The sequence below is a fragment of the Paenibacillus sp. GM1FR genome (assembly GCF_002803315.1).
GTDB classification, from domain to species: Bacteria; Bacillota; Bacilli; order Paenibacillales; family Paenibacillaceae; genus Paenibacillus; species Paenibacillus amylolyticus.
On record NZ_MKZL01000001.1, the window covers coordinates 171289 to 191897 of the forward strand.

Below are 20609 nucleotides of genomic sequence, written 5' to 3' on the forward strand. Positions count from 1 at the left end.
GAATGCCGGCTGACAAAACTGCCGGTCTTCGCTCTTTTTTTTGGCTGAGATAATATAAGATATAGGCAAGAGTTGGCGTGTTTTGCTTAATGCAATGTTTAAAGAAGACTTCCATATTTAACAAATTTACCAGGTGAAGTGCCTACCTGCTTGGTGAAGCTGCGAATAAAATTGGCATAATCTCCAAAACCGGATTGATAACAGGCCTCTGTAATACTTAAACCTTCGATTAAATAAGATTTCGACAGCTCTATACGGCGACTAAGAATGTATGCTCGAATCGTGAGTCCGGTATGCTTTTTGAATTGCCGACTAATATAGCTGCTATTCGTGAACATAGCCTCTGACAATTGTTCGAGCGTCAGTTGCCTCGTCAGATTACATTCAATGTAATCCATCGTGTTTCGAACTAGTTCAGGCATAATATCCGTTGCAACAAAATCCGTATTTTGAAAAGTTAGATTTGTTAGAAGGAGTAACTGTGTAATCAAAATATTCCCCAGAATATCCGCTCCATAGTCACTTGATGAGAGATACTGTTCAAGCTCGTCAGCTAATTGTAGCACTCGTTGAAGTTCGTCCTCTTCAAGATGTACGATGTTACCCTTACCCTTGGGACGGTAGTCGAAACATGCGGATAAGTTGGTGCTTGAAGTAGACAAGCGGTTCAGATATGACTTTTTCAGATTTATGGTAATTCTCTCATATTCGTTTTTGTCCAAGGCAAAGGAACGGTGCATCTCCTCCGGGTTAAGAACGAGCAGATCTCCACGTTGCAAATGGTAACAACGGTTCTCAATATAGAAATTCACATTGCCACGAAGAAACAAGTAGAGTTCATATGCATTATGTCGATGATAAAACGTTCCCATATTATACGTGGTGGTGCGATGAAGGTACAACAGCTCATTCTGGATTGGATCAAACAGGTATTCTGAAGTCTCATTCATATCAGATATATGACCTCCTTGTCGTTTCGCGCAATAAATATAGCCGTTTGTGCAATGAAATTGCAGACGTGAACCTATAAAATGTAACCATCCTAGCATGATGGATACATAATTGCAAGCGTTTCCACTCAGGTGTGTACAACGCGATTGGAGGAAAAGATGGATCTGATTTTCACGGCTAGAAGTAGAGCGCAGGACAACGTAGAGTACACGGCATTGAATAAGCATGCTCTCAAGGCTGACGTAAAAGTAACAAGCGGGAACGGCAGTGCAGAAGACCCATGGCAAGCCGACATTCAGATTTACAACGAGGGCCAGAATGCCTGGGTAGGGGTTATTCATGTGGAAATGCCGTTGGACAAAAAGAATCCGAGGTTTTTTTTGCCTGCATTTATGTATGGCCGCAACCGGGGCGAAGCACCACAGAATGTCCCAAATGAGTTCCCCAGACTAAGGGAGGGCAGTCCTTCTCGCCCTTCATCACCCTGGTGGATGGTCCGAAGTGATCGTCTGTCTCATCCGGCTGCACTTATCTACGATGAAGGTCGGATTTTTGGTCTAAGCGCAAGTCCCTACTGGATCAATACTGGAAGCCAGAAGCAGCAATGGTATCCAGGAATGGAAGGAACGTTTGTGCAATATGGTGGATTCACATGTTCTATTGAAAAGGGTACGGTCGGATATACGTTGGGATATGAGAATGCTCCGTTGCTATTTATCAAATCCAGACTTGTCCATGAGCGAGCTGCCCTTGGAGAAAACTGTTTTGAACTTGCGGCAGGTGAATCGGTTGGGCTCACTCTTGAACTATATAACTACGAGTCTGAATCAGAACTGGGCATCAATCCAGCACTGGAAAAAATCTACAGGAGGTATCGCGAAAAACCAAGAGAAGGAAGTGACATTCAGACAACGGTAACGGATTTGTCCAATGCCATCTATGAGTATGCCTGGCTTCCGGAGGATCGTCATTATTCTACATTTGTATATGAAGATGCTGCTGAAACCGGTGGCTACCGATACAACAAAATTATCTCAATCAGTTGGACAAATGGTATGACCATCGCTGCACCAATGCTTATGGCCGCACTGCGCCAGAATAATGAGCCCATGCGACAGCAGGCGTTATCCTGTATTACCAATATTATCGAGAATGCCATGAATCCCGAATCCGGACTTCCGTATGATGCTTATCAGGATGGGATCTGGAGTGTTAAAGGCTGGTGGTTCGACGGCATGCGCACCCCTGGACATTCCTCTTACCTTGTAGCTCAAGCGATGTTCTACATTCTGAAAAGCTACGATTATGAGAAGCGCATTCGAAATGTGAGACACGATGATTGGCTTGCTTACGTCAAGCAAGTACTTGATCGTCTGGAGTGCACGAAAAACACGGATGGAGAATATCCCACCATTTTGTCAGAGCGGACCGGAGCAGGTCTTGAATATGATGCTTTTAGTGGAGTCTGGTGTCTTGCTGCCAAGGCATATCACTGTTGGTTAACCCATGATGAATCTTCTCTGGAAGAGCTCAGACGAAGTGAAGCCCACTATTACAACACCTATGTGCAACACATGGAATGTTACGGCGCTCCGCTGGATGCGGACAAGGCAGTTGATTCGGAAGGTATTCTGGCTTACATCAAAGCTGTTCGGTTTCTGCACGCGTTGACCGGTGACGAGCTGTATCTAGATCACATGAGAGATGCGATCAGTTATGAATTCAGCTTCAAATTTTGTTACAACTCACCTATTAAGATTCCTCCACTCAGTACATTAGGCTGGTCCAGTTCCGGGGGAAGTGTTACTTCAGTAGCTAATCCACATATTCACCCCATGTCCAGCAATCTGGTGGATGAGCTGTTGTATTATGTTGGACAACGGGAAGACATTTATATTCGCCAACGTATGATGGATACCATCGGGTGGGGGTGTCAGACCTATAATCGCTATGATCAAGAATTCGGCTATGGCAAAAAAGGATGGATGTCTGAACGCTTCTGTCATTCGGAAGGATTGGTCACTGAAAAATATGCGGATGGTACGCCAGCCAGCACCTGGTTTTGCCTGATGCCATGGGCCAGTGGATCGATCATTGAAGGCCTCGTTGGCGACTATTGGGATTATGCACGACATGAATGAATGTATTATGCAATAACTACAACAGTCACCATATTAGATTCATTCCGCCGATAGGGAGAGACGCTACCGGCGGTTTATTTTCGTTGGAGGAAAGGGGACACACGGATGTTAAAAGTATTACTGGTAGATGACGAGATGTATGTACGAAAAGGGCTGTATGAACTCATTAATTGGATGGATCTTAACATGGAGATTATCGGAGAGGCAGAGAACGGTGCAGAGGCATTAAATCTGATTGAAAGCCTGCAACCAGACGTGATTATAACAGATATCCGCATGCCAATCCTGGATGGACTGGAACTGATACGTGCCGTAGAGAAAATGCCACATCTGGAACCTGTGTTCATTATCATCAGTGGTTATCATGACTTCAAATATGCACAGCAGGCAATCAGGTACGGTGTTCATGACTATATCCTGAAGCCTATTGATGATGAAGAACTGACGGCGACGTTGCAGAAGTCAGCTAATCTGATTTGCAATAAAAGAAAACATATTCTTTTGGCTGAGGGACAGGCCAGTAACATCATGCTGGAGGATGTGATCAAAGGCCATGTACAGAAGGAGGATGAACATCGATATGCCGAGATGCTTGGGATCAATCGTAACTCCAGTCTGCTCATGACTTTGATTGAACTTCAGACCGGATTAGATGCAATTAAAATTACCATTGAACAGCTACGTGAAGCAGTACATTCTCTGGAGAGTAATTTATGTAAAATGTTCATCAGTGAGCAACAACGCGGCACGTTTGCTTTATTACTGTCGTGGCCTGATCATCATCAAGGGGGTCCGGCGTTGCAGGATAAACTGCATAATATTCATATAACACTGAGCAAAAGGTTTAACCTGGATATCGGTCTTTACGCAGGAACACTTGTCAAAGAAATTGGTGATGTCCCACAATCCCTTATGGCGGCTGAAGAAGCAGCCAAGCATAAATATGCTGAAACTGGTGGTGTCGTACGTTATACGGAGATCAAGGACAAACGGCTGTTTGTTTTTAATGTATACCAAGACGAGGTGGATCAATTAATTCTGAGCCTGGAAGAGGGGAATAGGTCAGCTTATCACGAGATTGTAGAAGAGAAATTCAAATTGTTTCATATGAATCGATTTTCTTCTCAGGCTGTATCAGGTTCTCTTTTGCGTTATATAACGGGTATTCTCGCTGTGGTCCACGAAATGGGTGGTAATGATGAAGGGTTGCAACAACTGAAGGAGCTGGCACAACAAAGTCATGAAGGTTGGAATTTACGACTATTGAAAGATGCTTTTCTCATCGCGTTGGAGGAAGCCGAGGATTATGTCTCTCATCTGCGGATGGAGCGATCCAAAGGTGATATCAGCAAGATCAAACGATATATTGATGCAAATTATACCGAGAACATCAATCTCAAAAGCATTGCTGCGCTCTTCTACATGAACCCCGTTTATCTTGGGCGATTATTCCGCAAAAGTTACAATCAATACTTTAATGACTATCTGCTCAACCTGCGGATTCATGAAGCGAAGAAGTTATTGCGCCAGACGGATCTGAGAATGTACGAGGTTGCTGCACGTGTAGGATTTCAGAATGCGGATTATTTTGTAACTCAGTTTGAGAAATTGGTTAAGTTATCACCTACAGAGTATCGCAATCTCCTTATGGGAAATGAGCAGCGAGGTGCACAATGCCAAGATGGAATCTGAATTACATGAAGCTTCGAGATAAGCTACTGCTTATGTATGTCTTATCTGTGTTTATTCCCATCGTTGTTACCAATGTGGTGTTCTACAATGTCACATCTGCCAATATTCGCAGTCAGAAAACTCGTGATGCCGGCATGGCACTGAACAATCTGAAGAATGACCTGCGGGTAACCATTGATCAGGGCGTCGGCCTCTCTTATTCGTTATATACTGACCCTGTATTCAACGACACCATCTCCCGTTCATTTCAAAGTCATTTTGAGTACATTGACGCTTATAATTCCTATCTAAAAGGGCAATTCTCCGGGCAAATGAATCAGGGGATTCGCTGGTATCAAGTGTATACCGATAATTCTACCATTTTATCTTCCGGTTATATTGATCGTTTAACTGACGATGTCCGCAACTCGGACTGGTACGTTCAATTTCAGGCATACTCCGCCCCTTATCCGGCATTGATCTCATCGGATCAGATGTTAAGTCTGGTTCAAAGGCTCGACAATCTGGACACTGGGGGGAGAGAGCAGTTACTTAAAATTGACCTGAATATGGATATGATCAAGCAGTATTTCCACAACAGCGGATTTGATGGAAAAGTGTATCTTCTTGATCCGGGAGGACACATCCAATTTTCAAATGATCCTACAGCAGAAGCTCAGATAGGGAAACGTTACAGCGAGATCCAGTTTCCAAACAAAATGATTCCCTTTGAGATTACGTATACAGGTATTAACTATCTGGAAGGGTGGTCCCTGCATGGAGTGATGGATGAAGAAATTGTGTTGAAGGAGGTGCGGAAGTCCCGTTCCTTCGTCGTATGGCTGGCTTGCATTAATTTTGTCCTGCCTTCTATTATCATCGCGGCGATGTCCAGATCCATCCATGTCAGGCTGGTGCGTATTCTAAAACATATGAAAAAAGTAAAAACACAGAATTTCCAGACGATTCCGCCTGAAGATGCAAGAGATGAAATAGGTCAACTCACGATGGAATTTAATCGAATGACCGAGACGATCCATAACCTGATTCATGAGGTATATCTCGCCGACATCCAAAAGAAAGACCTGGAGTTGAAGCAGCAGGAAGCACAACTTCATGCGCTCCATAGTCAGATCAACCCACATTTTTTGTTTAATACGCTGGAGTCGGTACGTATGCGGAGCCTCATCAAAGGTGAGAAAGAGACTGCCAAAATCGTGCATAACATGGCCAAGATGTTTCGCAAGTCGATTAGTTGGAATCAGAATGATGTGACAGTGAAGGAAGAATTGGAACTCATCGAGAGTTTTTTGCAAATTCAGAAATACCGCTTTGGAGAAAAACTCCAATATACCATTGAAGCAGATCCTGCGGTACTGATGTACCGAATCCCCAAGATGGTTATCCTTCCCTTTGTTGAGAATGCAAGTATTCATGGAATTGAGTCATCTCCGGGTGTAGGCATCATTCAACTCTTTGTTTCAATGGAAAATGACCAGCTCCATATCAGACTAACGGATAACGGTATAGGGATGTCACAAGCAAAATTAGAAGAGTTGTTAAGTTACCTGGATCAAAACACCGATATGGGAGAGCATGTTGGCATGAAAAATGCGTATAGTCGCTTAAAACTTTGTTATAAAAATCACTTTACATTCGACATCCAGACATGGGAAGGAGAAGGTACGCGTATCCAAATTAAGCTTCCACTTGATCCATCAGCCATGCCAGGCGACTAAATACGAGGGATATACTTTTCAAAGTAGGAGGTACACTTTCATGGGTAACTTTGAAAGCGCTATCTTGATATATTGAGAAGGCTTAAAGACACAAACAATACGTTAAGGGGGCATTTGCTACATGTTTAGAAAAAAAAACATTATAACAGGTCTGGCCATTTTACTGGCTGTAACCCTGGCAGGTTGTAATAAAGCCAGCCCGGAAGCCTCTTATCCTGACAGTAATGACAACACCCCGGTCACCTTTAAATATTTCACGTTTGGCGGTGGCAAGAAGGACATTCTGGCAAGCAACACGACCATTGGCAAGAAGCTACAGGAACAAACAGGCGTTGACTGGAAGATGGAATATCTGGTCGGTGACGGTGCAACCAAAGCAGGTGTAATGATTGCGAGTGGTGATTACCCCGATATCATCGACTCCAGTGGTGAAATGGCCAAATTGATGGATGCAGGATCTTTTATCTCGCTGGATGAACTGATCGATCAATACGGGCCTAACATCAAGCGAGTATACGGGTCTTATATGGACAAATTCAGACAGGAGGATGGAAAGATCTATTTCTTGCCATACACTGCCAACATCGGTTATGTGTCAGAGCCTAATTTTCAGACCGGCTTTTATATTCAGCGTGCTGTGTTAAAAGAGTTTAACTATCCCAAGATCAAAACGCTGGACGAATATTTTGACTTGATTGAGCAATACAAGCAAAAGCATCCGCAGATCGATGGAAAAGAAACTATCGGCTTCGCTACACTTGCGGGTGAATCGGGCAGCTTTTTCACCCTGCTAAATCCAGCTATGCATCTGGCAGGTTATCCAAACGATGGCAGTGTGATGGTGGATATGCAGAGTCATGAAGCCAAACTGGTAGCCGGATCTGATTATCAAAAACAATGGATTCAGAAGCTGAGCGAGGTTAACGCACAGGGGATGTTTGATCCAGAATCCTTCACAATGAACCAGGATCAGTATCTCGCCAAGTTGACATCCGGTCGGGTGCTGGGATATTTCAGTTACTCCTGGCAGGTTGGAGACGCAACGAACAACCTCAAGAAGGCTGGTATTGACGATAAACGATACGTATCTCTCCCGATCGTATTTGATGACAGTGTCAAAGACCAGTATGTGGACCCGCCAGGTTTTGTGAACAACTACGGTGTCGGAATTACCGTAAATGCTAAAGATCCCGTGCGAATTATTAAATATTTTGATAATTTGCTCAAGGAAGAAAACCAGATTCTGGTTCAATGGGGTGTTGAGAACGAGACGTATAGTGTGAATGATGAGGGTCGCTTTTACTTTGAAAATGATGACCAACGCAAGGCACATGAAGATCCAGAATTAAGTCGTAAATTCGGCTTTGACTATTTTAATTACAGCTGGCCTCGTTACGGGAATAACTCCGTGCTGGAGGATGGCAACGCCTATGGACCGGGCAACCAACCAGAAGTGGCTACCTTTAGTTACACGGACGGTGACAAGCTGTTGTTAGAGAAATATGGTGTGGAGACATTCACAGAACTATTCAGCACACCGGATGAGCGTCCTTGGTCTCCTGCTTGGTCTATTGCACTGGAGCAGGGCTCTCCTGAACAGATTTTTATCACCAAGGCAGAAGACCTCCAGAAGAAATATTTACCCAAAATGATTATGGATTCGCCTTCCACTTTCGAGAACACATGGAATGAATATATGAGTCAATTGAATCAACTCGACAAAAAAACATACGAAGCTACGATAACACAGGCAGTTAAGGATCGTGTAGCTGGCAAATGGTGAGTGTAATCCACGAGAGAAAACACGGAACGGGGGAATATTCACATGTTAAAACCAAAATTTAGAACAGCGGGTTTAGCTGTATTACTAACAGCTTTGCTGGCTGGGTGCAGTCAAAACAGTTCGTCATCAGCGCCTTCAGCCACAGGTGATGATGAGAACAGTCCAGTCACGTTCTCGTATTACATGTTCTCTCCAGGCAAGAAGGATGTTCTGGCAAGCGAAACTACCATCGGTAAAGCGTTGCAAGAGCAGACGGGTGTGGACTGGAAGATGGAATATCTGGTAGGTGATAGTGCTACAAAAGCCGGTGTCATGATTGCCAGTGGAGACTATCCTGATGTCATTAGCTCCAGTGGTGAGATGTCCAAGTTACTGGATGCAGGTGCCTATATTCCGCTGGATGATCTGATTGAGGAATACGGTCCTAATATCAAAAGGGTGTATGGACCATATTTCGATAAAATGAAAAATGCCGAAGACGGTAAAATCTATGCCCTGCCTTATACGGCTAATCAGGGTGAGTATTCAGGTAGTCCAAATGTGGGCGGAGGAGCTTTCTGGATTCAACGATCTGTGCTCAAAGAGTTTGATTATCCCAAGATCACTACACTGGATGAATATTTTGATCTAATTCAGGATTATAAGGAAAAACATCCAACTGTCGACGGTGCAGACACAATCGGATTTGTGTCACTTGCGGGTGTGGCTAATAACTTCTTCACACTGCAAAATCCAGCGATGCATCTTGCCGGTTATCCGAACGATGGCAGTGTCATGGTGGACATGACTACCCATGAGGCAAAAGTTGTCGCCGGAACAGATGCTCAGAAAAAATGGATTCAGAAGTTGAATGAAATCAATGCTCAAGGCATGCTTGATCCGGAATCCTTTACGATGAACAAAGACCAGTATTTGGCCAAGCTGACTTCGGGTCGTGTGTTAGGATACTTCAATTATGGCTGGCAGGTTGGAGATGCGTCGAAAAACCTGCTCTCGGCAGGCATTGATGAGAAACGTTATGCACCACTTCCGATTGTGTTTGATGAAGGAATTAAGGATCAGTATGTTGATCCTCCGGGCTTTGTCAACAACTATGCAACAGGTATCTCGGTGAATGCCAAAGACCCTGTTCGTATCATCAAATATTTCGATAATTTGCTGAAGGAAGAGAATCAGGTTCTGGTGCAATGGGGAATCAAGGATGAGACGTACAGTGTGGATGAAAAGGGCCGATTCTATTATGCAAATGAAGATCAACGCAAGGCTCATGATGATCTGGAGCTCAGCCGTAAATTCGGGTTCACCTACTTTGGGACAGACTGGCCGAAATATGGCGGTGAATCTACACTAACCGATGGTAACGCTTATAGCCCTGGCAACCAGCCGGAAGTGGCCGCTGCATCTTACACCGAGGGAGATAAGAAATTCCTTGAAGCCTACGGTATCCAAACCTTTAGTGAATTGTTTAACAAACCGGAAGAGCGGCCTTGGTTCCCGGCATGGTCCATCGCATTGGAGCAAGGATCACCTGAACAGATCTTCACGACCAAATCGGATGATTTGCAACGTAAATACTTGCCGGAGATGATCTTGGGAGCGCCATCGAATTTTGATAAATTGTGGGATGCCTACATGGCTGAACTGAACAAATTGGATAAAGCTGGTTATGAAGCGACCATTACCAAAGTTGTGAAGGATCGTGTTGCAGGAAAATGGTAATACGAACACTTTAAGTGCGTGTTCAATAAGACCGGTTTTCAGTACCAAGAAGATGGGATGAAGCTAGAAATGGAGTAGCGGAGCGTAGGGAAAACTACGTGAGCAACGGACATTTCGGCTGAATTCCATATTCGATGCTGATGATGCCGCAAGGCGTCTTTCGTAATCAAAAGCGGACTTTTTGAACAACCTCTTTAAAACAAACTGTTACATGCGCAGGAGAAGACGAAAGAGCATAAACTCCGGCTTCTCCTCGCATGAATAACAGCACAGGAAAGGAGCAGGTTCACCGTGGAGAAACCTAATGTCTCCCTTAACTCAATGCCTCCAGCCTCGAGTCCGAAGGGAACCAGAGCACACTCGTTCTTTAAGCGACTTGTGCAGCAACGAACGCTTGCCTGGATGTGTATTCCTTTTGTCATCTGGGCTTTTATCTTCAAGTACCTGCCTTTATGGGGATGGACCATGGCTTTTCAGAATTTCAAACCGGCAAGGTCCTTCTCGGATCAGCAATGGGTAGGTTGGCAACATTTTAGTACGTTATTTGAAGACAATACCTTCTACCGGGTGCTGCGAAATACACTCGTTATGAGTTCCATTAAACTGGTGTTGGGATTTGTGACAGCAATTACGCTGGCTCTCTTGTTGAATGAGCTGAAAAATGTCATATTTAAACGTTTTGTGCAAACCGTCAGTTATCTGCCTCACTTTATCTCGTGGGTTGTTGCTTCCAGCATTGTATTAACAGTCCTGTCACCAGACGGAATTATCAATCTGCTGCTGATGAAGCTTCACCTGATTGACAGTCCGGTACTATGGATGGGGAAAGGAGAATACTTCTGGGGTATTCTGGGGGCAACTGAGGTCTGGAAAGATGTCGGTTGGAACACCATTATCTATCTGGCAGCAATTACGGCAATTGATCCGGCGCAATATGAGGCTGCCGAGATTGATGGAGCCAGTCGCTTCAAACGGATGTTATATATCACCCTGCCTGGCTTGAAACCGGTTATTGTGATCTTGTTGATCATGAACATGGGAAGTATTCTTGAATCCGGATTCGAACCGCAATATCTGCTGGGTAACGGGATGAATATGGACTATTCGGAGAATCTGGACATCTTTGTACTGAAATATGGATTAGGGATGGGGAACTTTTCCTTAGGTACAGCAGCTGGCATATTCAAAACTGTGGTCAGCTTCATCTTCCTTTTCTCGGCGAACTATATAGCGAAAAAAATGGGAGAGAGCAGACTATTCTAAAAGGAGGCCTATGCCATGCGTAAAGGAAACACATCCCGCTTGCGGAATAGCAGCACCGGGGATCGAGCGTTTGACACCTTTAACATCATCTTCATGGTATGTCTGATGATTGTGACGATCTATCCCTTTGTTAATATGATTGCCGTATCTTTCAATAATGCAAATGATGCCATTCGGGGTGGAATATATCTATGGCCTCGTGTATGGACACTGGACAACTACAAATACATTTTTGGCGAATCCGATATTTATCACGCAACTCTGATCTCGGCGTTGCGTACGATCATTGGAACCGTGGTGTCCGTCTTCTGTACAGCCATGCTCGCGTATACGGTTAGTCGTCAGGAATTTGTGCTACGCAAGTTTGTTACGATGTTTTTTGTATTCACCATGTATTTCAGCGGGGGGTTGATCCCCGGTTATCTGCTGATTCGAGACCTTGGATTGATCGGTTCCTTCTGGGTATATATCATTCCGGGTGTAATTGGTGTCTTCAATATGATTGTCATCCGTTCATTTATTGAAGGTCTTCCTGAAGGCATTCTGGAGTCAGCCCGTACTGACGGGGCAGGGGAGTTCACGACATTTATCCGCGTTGTCCTGCCGCTAACGATTCCCGCAATGGCAACCGTATCACTCTTTGTAGCTGTGGGACAATGGAATTCCTGGTTCGATGTATTCCTGTACAACTCTTCCAATAAAGAATTAAGCACATTGCAATATGAGTTGATGAAGATTCTGCAAACTTCGACAACCTCAGCGACTTCATCAGCAAGTGATGCTTATCAGTCTGCCGAAAGCAATGCAACGGCGGTCACACCAACCTCGATTCGAGCGACCATGACCATTATTGCAAGTGTTCCTATTCTGATGGTGTATCCGTTCTTACAGAAATACTTTGTCCAGGGTATGACGATTGGTGGCGTGAAGGGATAGTCATGACCTGAATATAATTTCATTGAACTTATGAAAACGCAACAAACTATACCGTAGTAACGTCTATTCATCCATAGAATACAACAGGAGTGAAACAAATGCATGTAAAATGGATGACGATTATTGGTGCCGTTGTTGGCTCTATGCTTATAGGGGTGGGAACGGCAGCTGCGGAAGAAACGTTTGTTGATCTAAAGTATTCAAAGTGGGCAGAGGATGGCATCACGTATATGGCGAAACGGGGAACAGTAGCCGGATACGGCAATGGGATCTTCAAGCCAGAGGCACTTGTGACAAGGGCACAAGCTGTCACTTTTATGGTGCGGGAGCTTTATCCAGATCAGCTTCAAAGAGCAGTGGAAGGCACAACTTATTCCGATGTTCCAACTACACATCCTTTCCATCGAGAAATCATGATAGCTGCTAAAAATGGACTTGCAAGTGGTTTTCCTAACGGAACTTTCCGTCCGGATGCACCACTTAGCCGCGCAGAGACTGCGGCCTTCCTTACACGGGCATATGCACTCGTGGAAGGTAAGAACGCCGCAAAATGGACAGACACGGACAGGCATTGGGCAGCAGCACCCATTCTTATTATGAGTTCAAATGGCTTGGTCGGCGGTTATTCAGATGCCACCTTCCGTCCGAATCAAGCTGTCACGCGCGCTGAATATGCCGTATTTATGGCGAGAGTAATTCGCTTCGAACGTGAAGTGGCCATTCGGACACAAGATTGGGACAAACTGATATCCTATATGACGGTGAGCGAGCAAGTTGGTCAGATGCTTATGCCTGACATTAGGCAATGGAATGGTAAAGCGACAACGACCGTTAATGAGGGGCTGAAACGCACGATCCATGATCAGGACTTGGGCGGACTTATTCTTTTTGACAAAAATATTGTAGACGTGACGCAGCTTACAACGTTCACACATGATATACAAAGAGAAGCAGGTGACATTCCTCTATTTCTTAGCATCGACCAAGAAGGAGGCGTTATTAAACGAATACCAGGAGGTACGAACCTTCCCGGTCAGATGGCGCTTGGGGCAACTGGAGATGCAACACTAGCCGAAGCAGCTGGTCAGCTGACAGGAGAGGAGCTGAAGGCACTGGGATTGCAGATTAATTTTGCGCCAGTGCTGGACATCAACAGCAATCCAGATAACCCCATCATTGGTATACGGTCGTTTGGCTCGGATGCGGATATGGTGACACGGCTTGGTCTGGCAACGATAAAAGGGCTACAGCAATCAGGGGTGATGGCGGCAGTTAAGCATTTTCCGGGACATGGAGATACAACGGTAGATTCCCATCTTGGTATGCCTGTGCTTGCCCATAACCGAGAACGGCTTGATGCGGTAGAATTAAAACCGTTTCGGGCTGCAATCAAAAATGATGTGGAGATGATTATGACCGCACATATTGCTTTCCCTGCCATAGACAACGAACATGTCACTTCGCTCAAAGACGGTGAACGTGTGCCGATTCCTGCCACCTTATCGAAAAAGGTACTGACAGGACTTCTTCGCGGAGAGCTTGGATACGAAGGTCTCATTGTGTCTGATGCCTTTACCATGAATGCAATTGCAGAACATTTTGGGGAGAATCAATCGGTAGAACGCGCCGTTTCCGCAGGTGTTGATATCATCCTTATGCCAAAAAATTCAGTAGCGGCCCATCAAACGCTGGTAAACGCGGTGAACAATGGAACGATCAAGGATGAAACCATACATGCATCTGTGAAACGAATCTTGGAGATGAAAGCGAAATATGGTTTATTTGAACGCAGTCAAACTCTTGCGCAAAAGCTAACTCAGCTTAACGGTATCATCGGATCGAAGGCGCACCGAGCAGTGGAGCAGACAATCGCAGAGCGAGCGGTCACTGTACTCAGCAGTCGCGAAGGTGTGCTTCCTGATCCAATGAAGCAAGGCGACCGGGTTGTTATTGTCGCAGCCGAGCAGGAACAGGCGAAACAGCTTGAAAAGCAACTGTTGCAAGCCGCTAACAACCTGTCGTTAAAGACTGAAATATCACTTGTTGGTCAAGGCAACATGAATGAAACACTTCAGGCGATTAGCAAAGCCAATTATGTGATTCTTGCTTCTTACCAATTCCGCAATGTGGCCAGCCAGTTCGGGTGGAGTGATTATCAAACCTTGATTAATGCGATGAACGAGAGTAATCAGCGATACACGGTGTTCTCACTCGGTAACCCATACGAGATGATCTATTTGCAAAACGTGCGCTCAGGAATTGCTGTGTATGGAAAGCAGGAGCCAAATACGTCTGCCGGGATCAAAGTATTGCTTGGTCAACTAAAAGCTGGAGGACAGTTGCCCGTGTTAACGGATTAACGCTTAATTAATGAAGAAAAAAACGGATTCCAGCATACGGAATCCGTTTTTTATTTCAAACTTTTGTTTTATCGATCCATCTACCATGCCATCACTCGGGTATTTCTTCGCTACAAACAAAATGAAGCAGCATCTTCACAAATTGCTCCGTCATCCGCATATCCAATGAATTATCATGAGCACCACGAATAGTTACCATGCGCTGGAGCATGCCCATCATCGTTGTGAAGATAAACTGAGCCAGATCCAGCGGAGGGGACGGATTCTTAATACTGCCGTCAACAACACCTTGGGATAAAGCGTCCATCAGGAAATGATTTTCTTTCCCGTTCTGGTTGAACTTATCATACTCTTCTCTTAATTCAGGGCTAAAATCATACATCTCATAGTTGATATCAAACAATTGAATAAACCGGATGTAGTCTGGATGATTCTCGGCATAAACAACCCATGCATTCAACATAACCGTGAGTTGTTCCCGCCCGTTTAAGTCCTTCGTTGAAGCACGGCTAACCTCATCCGTTAAATGTTCGATCAGTTGCATCTGAATGGCTAGAAGAAGTTCATCCATTGACTGGAAATGTTTATAAAAGGTCACTCTACTAAGTTCAGCTTTCGTACATACATCCTTAATCTTCACCTGGAGCAATCCATATTTCAAAAAAAGCTCCTTACCTGCTGCAATCAAATCATCACGATGTTTATTTCCCAATTGTTGATGCCAGTTTTCATTCACTTGTATACAATTGTCCTTTCTTCGAACGAAATGCGTTCAAGGTCAGTCCGAGTGAAGCGAGTAGCATAATTGCACCAAAAATATACGGGAAGTTTATGTTTTTGTCAAACAATAGTCCTGCGATCAGCGGCCCAATCACCGTGCCGAGACTGGAAAATGTAGTATTCAGACCCGATGCATAACCTTGCCGATCTCCTGCATTTTTGGATATTAACGTGCTGACCGAAGGTCGCAAAAACGAATTAAAGGCAAAGAATAACGCAGAAGCGAACAACAGAAACACAAGGTTGACCTTAATTAACATTAACAATAGAGCTATGGGTGTGACTATTAAAGATAGACGGATCAACTTAACTTCACCGATTCTCTGTACGAACCAATCCAAAAGCCAGATCTGCACAACGATACCGATAATCGCGCCCAAAGTAATAATGATGGAGATTGTTGCAGCGTCGAATCCGTATTTTTGCTCTGCAAAAAGAGCGAATACTGTCTCATAACTCATGAGACCAAAGGTCATGACAAGCAACACAATCAAGTATTTGAAATAGGGGACTTTAAAAGAACTCCAGATTTTCTTGCCCAAGTGATCTCCTTTTTGAAGACGGATGGAGACCGTTCTTTTCTCGGGGGGAAGTGTCTCAGGCAATAGCAGCGTCATCAGGGCCGCAATCAGTCCCAGACCCGCTGCGAAGAAATAGGGCATGCGAATGCCCATCTCGGCGATGAGACCGCCCAGACCAGGTCCGAGAACCATCCCCAAATTCATAGCTGCGCCGAAATAGCCCATACCTTTTGCACGTGTCTCTGGCGTTGTAATATCGGCGACATATGCGAGGTTGGCAGGAACCATTAAACCAAGACTGATTCCACCGATAAACCGTGCGACATAGAGGAACGGCAATGACGTCGACAGCGCAAATATGATATCTGAAATGACAGACAGAAACATACCTGCGATGATCAACTTTTTGCGTCCAAATCGATCAGACAGTTGTCCCCCGAGAGGTGAAAAGAAGAATTGAGCAGCACCAAAGGCGGCAACTAAAAATCCTGCTACTGTGCCTCCCGCATGAAAAAGCTTCAAATACTCCGGCAATATGGGGATGATCATCCCTTGCCCCAATAAAGCGATAAACAGATTTAACATCAGAATGAACAGTGGAAAGCGAACTGATTTTGGTAATGTACTCATGTACGTCATTAACTCCTTCGTTTACAACATGTTAACCTTTACATTGTGTAAACTATTTTAAATGATTTGAAGGAAATATGTAAATCTTTTTTTAGTGAAGCAGTCTAGTGAGTAGAGTTATAATTGAACCCATATGGAGGTGGGAACACTTGAAATTAGAAGAATTGTTCACAGTACATGTGAAAATCGAAGAATCATTTGATTTACAGAATAGCGAAGATGATTCGGTTGTCATGATTACTTTTACAGGCAGCGTAACCGGAAAGTACTTTGAGGGAATTGTGCTGGGTGGAGGAGTGGATACGCAGATCATAGGGAAGAATGGTGACCCGCATACGCTATCGGCAAGATACATGCTCCAAGGGACCGACAACACAGGTCATTCCTGCAAAATTTATATCGAAAATAACGGAAATATTGATAAAACGCTGAAAACTGCTTTATTTCGTACTTCCCCCAAAATGATTACAGACAGCAAAGCCTTATCCTTCTTGAACCGTGAGACACTTGTTGGAGAAGGTCATCCGACGGAGTCAGGGATTGATATAAAAATATATAGAAAACCGCTGTAATGCGGGGCAAATAGCAATTATCTTTTTATTGTATGGCAGAGAAGATAGCTTTTTATAATGAAAAGTCAGAGTCGCTAAGGAGCGGCTCTTTTTGTTGTATGAGACTTTACGTCAATATTTATATGTACTCTTTTACAATTAATTAACATAGGATGGATACGGCGCAGACACTTCACACCTATAGTATGATGAGCGAAAATAAACCAATATCAGGCGGAATAAGGAGAAAACTATTCATTATGATGATCAAAAAAATCGGGATTTCAGTAGCATCACTCGCCATCTTAACGTCTGTAAGTGTATTTGACGCATATGGTGCAGGCTCCAAACGCATGATCGAAGTTTCTGAACAATCGGCTAATGTGGTTGTGAACGGTCAAAGGGTGGAAGGCGAATCATTTCTCTACAATGGGGTTACTTATGTACCTGCAAGAGCGATTGGTGAAGCCTTGGGGCAAGAGGTAGACTGGGATAACAACACCCAATCGGTATTTGTTGGAGCTAAAATTAACGATCAGCAGGGATACCGCGGTACCAAAACGCCATATCCTTTTAAGGAAACAAGTTATACAAAAGCTCCTATTGGATATGAACCCATATTTATTAACTACATAGGGAGACATGGTTCCAGACATCTATCCAGTTCCAAGTACGACAAGACGTTATTTGAACTACTCGACATCGCTGAAAAGGACGGGCAGATCACTAATCTGGGTAAAGAGCTGAAGAAGGAAATTGGCAATCTGATGAAGGTTGAAAAAGATCATTATGGATTGTTATCCACTACGGGTGGAGAAGAATTGAAAGGAATAGGGGCCAGAGTTGGGCAGAATTTCAAAGAACTATTTACATCGGATAAAAAAGTGATTGCACAAGCAACCATCAAAGATCGAACGCCGCAGAGCAGAGATCAGTTTATTGACGGGTTAAAGGAAAGCTTGGGAGATAACAAGGTAGACATTCTGGCTTCAGCTTTTGAAGAAGGGAAAGACCCCTATCTACGGCCCTACGACTTGGCTACGAAGTATAACGAGTATGTAGAAGATGGAGACTGGGTTAAGTTATACGAGGATTATGTCACACAGAGCACTGGAACGCGTTATGCAAAAGAGGTCCTTCTGCAATTTTTCTCTGAAGACTTCTATCAACGGCTGAACGCTGGAGAGTTTGAACTGAAAGATGAGAAGGGAAAAGTGAAGCTCAGCAACCCAACCGAGGCTGCTTCTAATCTATATGAACTCTATATCATATCTTCGAATATAAAAGGAGAAGGTGACTTCGAATTCGGGCGGTATTTCACGGCTAATCAGTTGAAATGGTACGAAAGTATTGACAATATCAATGATTTCTATGAAAAAGGTCCATCTTTAACGTCAACGGATTTGCCGCAGAATATCATTGCACCTCTGGTCAAAGAATTGATCGTGTCTACCGACCAGTCGATTCAGCAAAAAGACACGGCTGGTATATTTCGTTTTGCTCACGCAGAAACCATCATTCCACTATCTTCATTCCTGGATATCGCCGGAGCTAATGTGAGTATCGACAAACCGCAGGACGTGACCCAAAACTGGAATGGCTCGGTTATCTCACCAATGGGAGCAAATATTCAATGGATTCTGTATTCCAATGGTAAGGATGTTCTCGTGAAAATGCTTAGAAATGAAGAAGAGATCGCGTTCCCGATCGAAACAAAGACCTATCCGTACTATAAATGGGAAGATGTAAAAGCATATTACCAAAACAAACTGCAGAAGGTAGGCGTAAGCTTGGACAGCAGTTTGGAAGACAACATTGAGCTTTTACAGAAGAAATTCTAATCGGTGAAACGATATGCATTTTATATGAAAATAAAGACGAAGATGAAGAAAGCAACTCCTCTCCATGGGGCTGCTTTCTTTTTTTGCATTTTGAATGAAATGGACCAATAAAAAAATCCTAAAACAAAATGTGACCAAATGCCGTCCGTAAGAGTGTTAGAGGTATAAAGGAGGGCATAACAACCATGCAGCGATCAGTGCCCCAGCTGGGCGATCATGTGATGAAAGTCTATGAGACATACGCGGATACGCTGTTCCGGATTGCCATGGTGCACCTCGGCAGACGAGAAGACGCGGAGGAAGCCACTCAGGATACCTTCATCAAACTAATAGAAAAAGCCCCTACGTTCAACGATGCGGAGCATCAAAAGCATGGTTGATTCGGGTCATCACCAATCATTGCAAATCCTTATTAGGCAGAGGCTGGCGCAAACGGGAGGTCAAGCTGGAGGGAGTCGATCCTCTTACAACAGACAACCCTGAAGATCACGCGCTGATCGAACTTGTGCTGTCACTGCCCGTCAAGTATAGATCGGTGGTTCATCTGTATTATTACGAAGATTATCCGATCCGAGAAATCAGCGAGATCCTGGAGATTAGCGAATCAGCAGTGAAAATGAGATTAAAACGAGGAAGACAGCTATTAAAACTGGAGCTGGAAGGAGAGGGACTGTAATGAACGAAGAACAATTCAAACAAAACTACAAGAAAGCGGTGGATCATATGAAAACAAACGAGCAAATGAAAAAACGGGTAGAGCAATCCTTAAACACGCAACATCAGGGACCAAAACGTCAACGTAAACCACTATACATTGCAGCAAGTGTTGTTATCGCTGCCAGCATTGGATTGGCTGCGCCAAGTGTATGGCAACAATTCAATGGACCAGCCACACCAACACCACAGGTGGCAGCGGTGACTCCAGGCGCGTCGTTTGACCCGATCGTGATTCCGAAGATGGAGTTGCCGAGTTCACAGGGCAAAGGCGCGATGGCTGATATGATGCAACTGGTTGTTTATGGAGGAAACGTATATACGCAGTCCCCAACATTGCTTGAAGGCGCAAATGCACTCAACCTGCGGGGGGATAAACTGGGTACCACCACTGGCGGCATTGATGAGCTGAGCGGCCAAGATAAATATACGGAGCTTGCTTCCAACATTGGCGAAGCTGACATCTATGCTGTTAATGGCTACGATAAGGACTTCCGCATCATGTCTTACACCGAGATCGATGGTCAGGTGTATGCTCAGTTATTCGACAAGAACAACGGGATCACTATTGGTACTGGTGCCGACCTGATCGGCAAGCTTCATCTCGAAGGCAACATCGCCTCGGCGCAATGGGAGACGTTTAATAGCTGGAACAATGGATTGCAGCAGCTTCAACCGTTAGCAGCGGATGAAGCACTGGACAGCTTTATCTCATCGCTAAATGCTGCCAAACCGATTGCAACGAGCCCGGAGTTGGAAGAGAACCTCTACGGCAAGGAAGATCGCAAGATCATCTATCTCACGCTGGAAGACAAAACGCAGGTCCCACTGGTTCTGTTTGGTGAAGAAGGTCTGGTTCGTTATGGTAATGTTCCGGCATTCCTGGAAGTGGAGAAAGGTGCGTTTCAATCATTCTGGGACAGCTTGGGCGAGTAAGGCGAACACAGTAATATGGCTGCACCAAGAAGAGCGAACAGGGCACGCAAGTGCTTTGTTCGCTTTTTTCATC

Annotated in this window: 16 protein-coding genes; 13 read left to right on the top strand and 3 right to left on the bottom strand. The window is 44.4% G+C overall.

The features are described 5' to 3' along the window. Positions 1-98 precede the first annotated feature (98 nt). Positions 99-950, bottom strand: coding sequence for an AraC family transcriptional regulator (locus PAEAM_RS00755; protein WP_100526271.1), 852 nt, complete (start codon positions 948-950; stop codon positions 99-101). Positions 951-1109: 159 nt separating this feature from the next. Here PAEAM_RS00755 and PAEAM_RS00760 point away from each other — a divergent pair, with 159 nt between their 5' ends. The 8 genes from PAEAM_RS00760 (at position 1110) to PAEAM_RS00795 (ending at position 14563) form a co-directional block, all read left to right on the top strand. Further along, positions 1110-3092, top strand: coding sequence for a hypothetical protein (locus tag PAEAM_RS00760; protein ID WP_100526272.1), 1983 nt, complete (start codon positions 1110-1112; stop codon positions 3090-3092). Between the two features lie 105 nt (positions 3093-3197). Continuing rightward, positions 3198-4784, top strand: coding sequence for a response regulator transcription factor (locus PAEAM_RS00765; RefSeq protein ID WP_100526273.1), 1587 nt, complete (start codon positions 3198-3200; stop codon positions 4782-4784). A gap of 5 nt (positions 4785-4789) precedes the next feature. Next, positions 4790-6502, top strand: a complete 1713-nt coding sequence (locus PAEAM_RS00770) for a sensor histidine kinase (protein WP_243391222.1) — start codon at positions 4790-4792, stop codon at positions 6500-6502. Positions 6503-6623: 121 nt separating this feature from the next. Continuing rightward, positions 6624-8285 (top strand): ABC transporter substrate-binding protein, encoded by a 1662-nt coding sequence (locus PAEAM_RS00775; protein WP_100526274.1) that lies wholly within the window; start codon positions 6624-6626, stop codon positions 8283-8285. A gap of 42 nt (positions 8286-8327) precedes the next feature. Beyond that, on the top strand, positions 8328-10004 hold the full coding sequence (locus tag PAEAM_RS00780) for an ABC transporter substrate-binding protein (RefSeq protein WP_100526275.1): 1677 nt from the start codon (positions 8328-8330) through the stop codon (positions 10002-10004). Between the two features lie 321 nt (positions 10005-10325). Then, positions 10326-11267, top strand: a complete 942-nt coding sequence (locus PAEAM_RS00785) for an ABC transporter permease (protein ID WP_047844314.1) — start codon at positions 10326-10328, stop codon at positions 11265-11267. Between the two features lie 15 nt (positions 11268-11282). Continuing rightward, complete coding sequence (locus PAEAM_RS00790; protein WP_100526276.1) at positions 11283-12203, top strand: carbohydrate ABC transporter permease; 921 nt, start codon at positions 11283-11285, stop codon at positions 12201-12203. A 98-nt stretch (positions 12204-12301) separates the two neighbouring features. Beyond that, complete coding sequence (locus tag PAEAM_RS00795) at positions 12302-14563, top strand: glycoside hydrolase family 3 N-terminal domain-containing protein (RefSeq protein ID WP_100526277.1); 2262 nt, start codon at positions 12302-12304, stop codon at positions 14561-14563. A 91-nt stretch (positions 14564-14654) separates the two neighbouring features. Here the strand turns inward: PAEAM_RS00795 and PAEAM_RS00800 are convergent, their stop codons facing one another. Next, positions 14655-15275: a TetR/AcrR family transcriptional regulator gene (locus tag PAEAM_RS00800; protein ID WP_243391223.1), complete on the bottom strand. Its 621-nt coding sequence runs from the start codon at positions 15273-15275 to the stop codon at positions 14655-14657. Positions 15276-15291: 16 nt separating this feature from the next. Then, complete coding sequence (locus PAEAM_RS00805; protein ID WP_036615811.1) at positions 15292-16494, bottom strand: MFS transporter; 1203 nt, start codon at positions 16492-16494, stop codon at positions 15292-15294. Between the two features lie 149 nt (positions 16495-16643). Between PAEAM_RS00805 and PAEAM_RS00810 the strand changes: the two genes are divergently transcribed. From PAEAM_RS00810 to PAEAM_RS00825, 5 genes are all read left to right on the top strand, one after another. Further along, positions 16644-17066 carry a DUF3237 domain-containing protein gene (locus tag PAEAM_RS00810; protein WP_100526278.1) on the top strand — a complete coding sequence of 141 codons (423 nt, stop codon included), beginning with the start codon at positions 16644-16646 and terminating at the stop codon, positions 17064-17066. A gap of 239 nt (positions 17067-17305) precedes the next feature. Then, entirely contained in the window at positions 17306-18886 is a 1581-nt protein-coding gene (locus PAEAM_RS00815; protein ID WP_100526279.1) for a histidine-type phosphatase, read from the top strand. A 185-nt stretch (positions 18887-19071) separates the two neighbouring features. Then, a complete protein-coding gene (locus PAEAM_RS32150; RefSeq protein WP_243391224.1) occupies positions 19072-19266 on the top strand; it encodes an RNA polymerase sigma factor in 195 nt (64 codons plus the stop codon). Next, a complete protein-coding gene (locus tag PAEAM_RS32155; RefSeq protein WP_243391225.1) occupies positions 19263-19562 on the top strand; it encodes a sigma-70 family RNA polymerase sigma factor in 300 nt (99 codons plus the stop codon). Before PAEAM_RS32150 ends, PAEAM_RS32155 begins: the two co-directional genes overlap by 4 nt. After that, a complete protein-coding gene (locus PAEAM_RS00825; RefSeq protein WP_100526280.1) occupies positions 19562-20536 on the top strand; it encodes a hypothetical protein in 975 nt (324 codons plus the stop codon). The genes PAEAM_RS32155 and PAEAM_RS00825 overlap by 1 nt, the downstream gene beginning before the upstream one ends. Positions 20537-20609: the final 73 nt, after the last annotated feature.

Bases quoted from the DNA above. Each gene is read 5' to 3' on its own strand.
- PAEAM_RS00795 (WP_100526277.1), top strand. From the start codon at position 12,302: ATGCATGTAAAATGGATGACGATTATTGGTGCCGTTGTTGGCTCTATG.
- PAEAM_RS00825 (WP_100526280.1), top strand. From the start codon at position 19,562: ATGAACGAAGAACAATTCAAACAAAACTACAAGAAAGCGGTGGATCAT.
- PAEAM_RS00805 (WP_036615811.1), bottom strand. From the start codon at position 16,494: ATGAGTACATTACCAAAATCAGTTCGCTTTCCACTGTTCATTCTGATG.
- PAEAM_RS32150 (WP_243391224.1), top strand. From the start codon at position 19,072: ATGCAGCGATCAGTGCCCCAGCTGGGCGATCATGTGATGAAAGTCTAT.
- PAEAM_RS00770 (WP_243391222.1), top strand. From the start codon at position 4,790: ATGAAGCTTCGAGATAAGCTACTGCTTATGTATGTCTTATCTGTGTTT.
- PAEAM_RS00815 (WP_100526279.1), top strand. From the start codon at position 17,306: ATGATGATCAAAAAAATCGGGATTTCAGTAGCATCACTCGCCATCTTA.
- PAEAM_RS00785 (WP_047844314.1), top strand. From the start codon at position 10,326: ATGCCTCCAGCCTCGAGTCCGAAGGGAACCAGAGCACACTCGTTCTTT.
- PAEAM_RS00765 (WP_100526273.1), top strand. From the start codon at position 3,198: ATGTTAAAAGTATTACTGGTAGATGACGAGATGTATGTACGAAAAGGG.
- PAEAM_RS00775 (WP_100526274.1), top strand. From the start codon at position 6,624: ATGTTTAGAAAAAAAAACATTATAACAGGTCTGGCCATTTTACTGGCT.
- PAEAM_RS00790 (WP_100526276.1), top strand. From the start codon at position 11,283: ATGCGTAAAGGAAACACATCCCGCTTGCGGAATAGCAGCACCGGGGAT.
- PAEAM_RS00760 (WP_100526272.1), top strand. From the start codon at position 1,110: ATGGATCTGATTTTCACGGCTAGAAGTAGAGCGCAGGACAACGTAGAG.
- PAEAM_RS00755 (WP_100526271.1), bottom strand. From the start codon at position 950: ATGAATGAGACTTCAGAATACCTGTTTGATCCAATCCAGAATGAGCTG.
- PAEAM_RS00780 (WP_100526275.1), top strand. From the start codon at position 8,328: ATGTTAAAACCAAAATTTAGAACAGCGGGTTTAGCTGTATTACTAACA.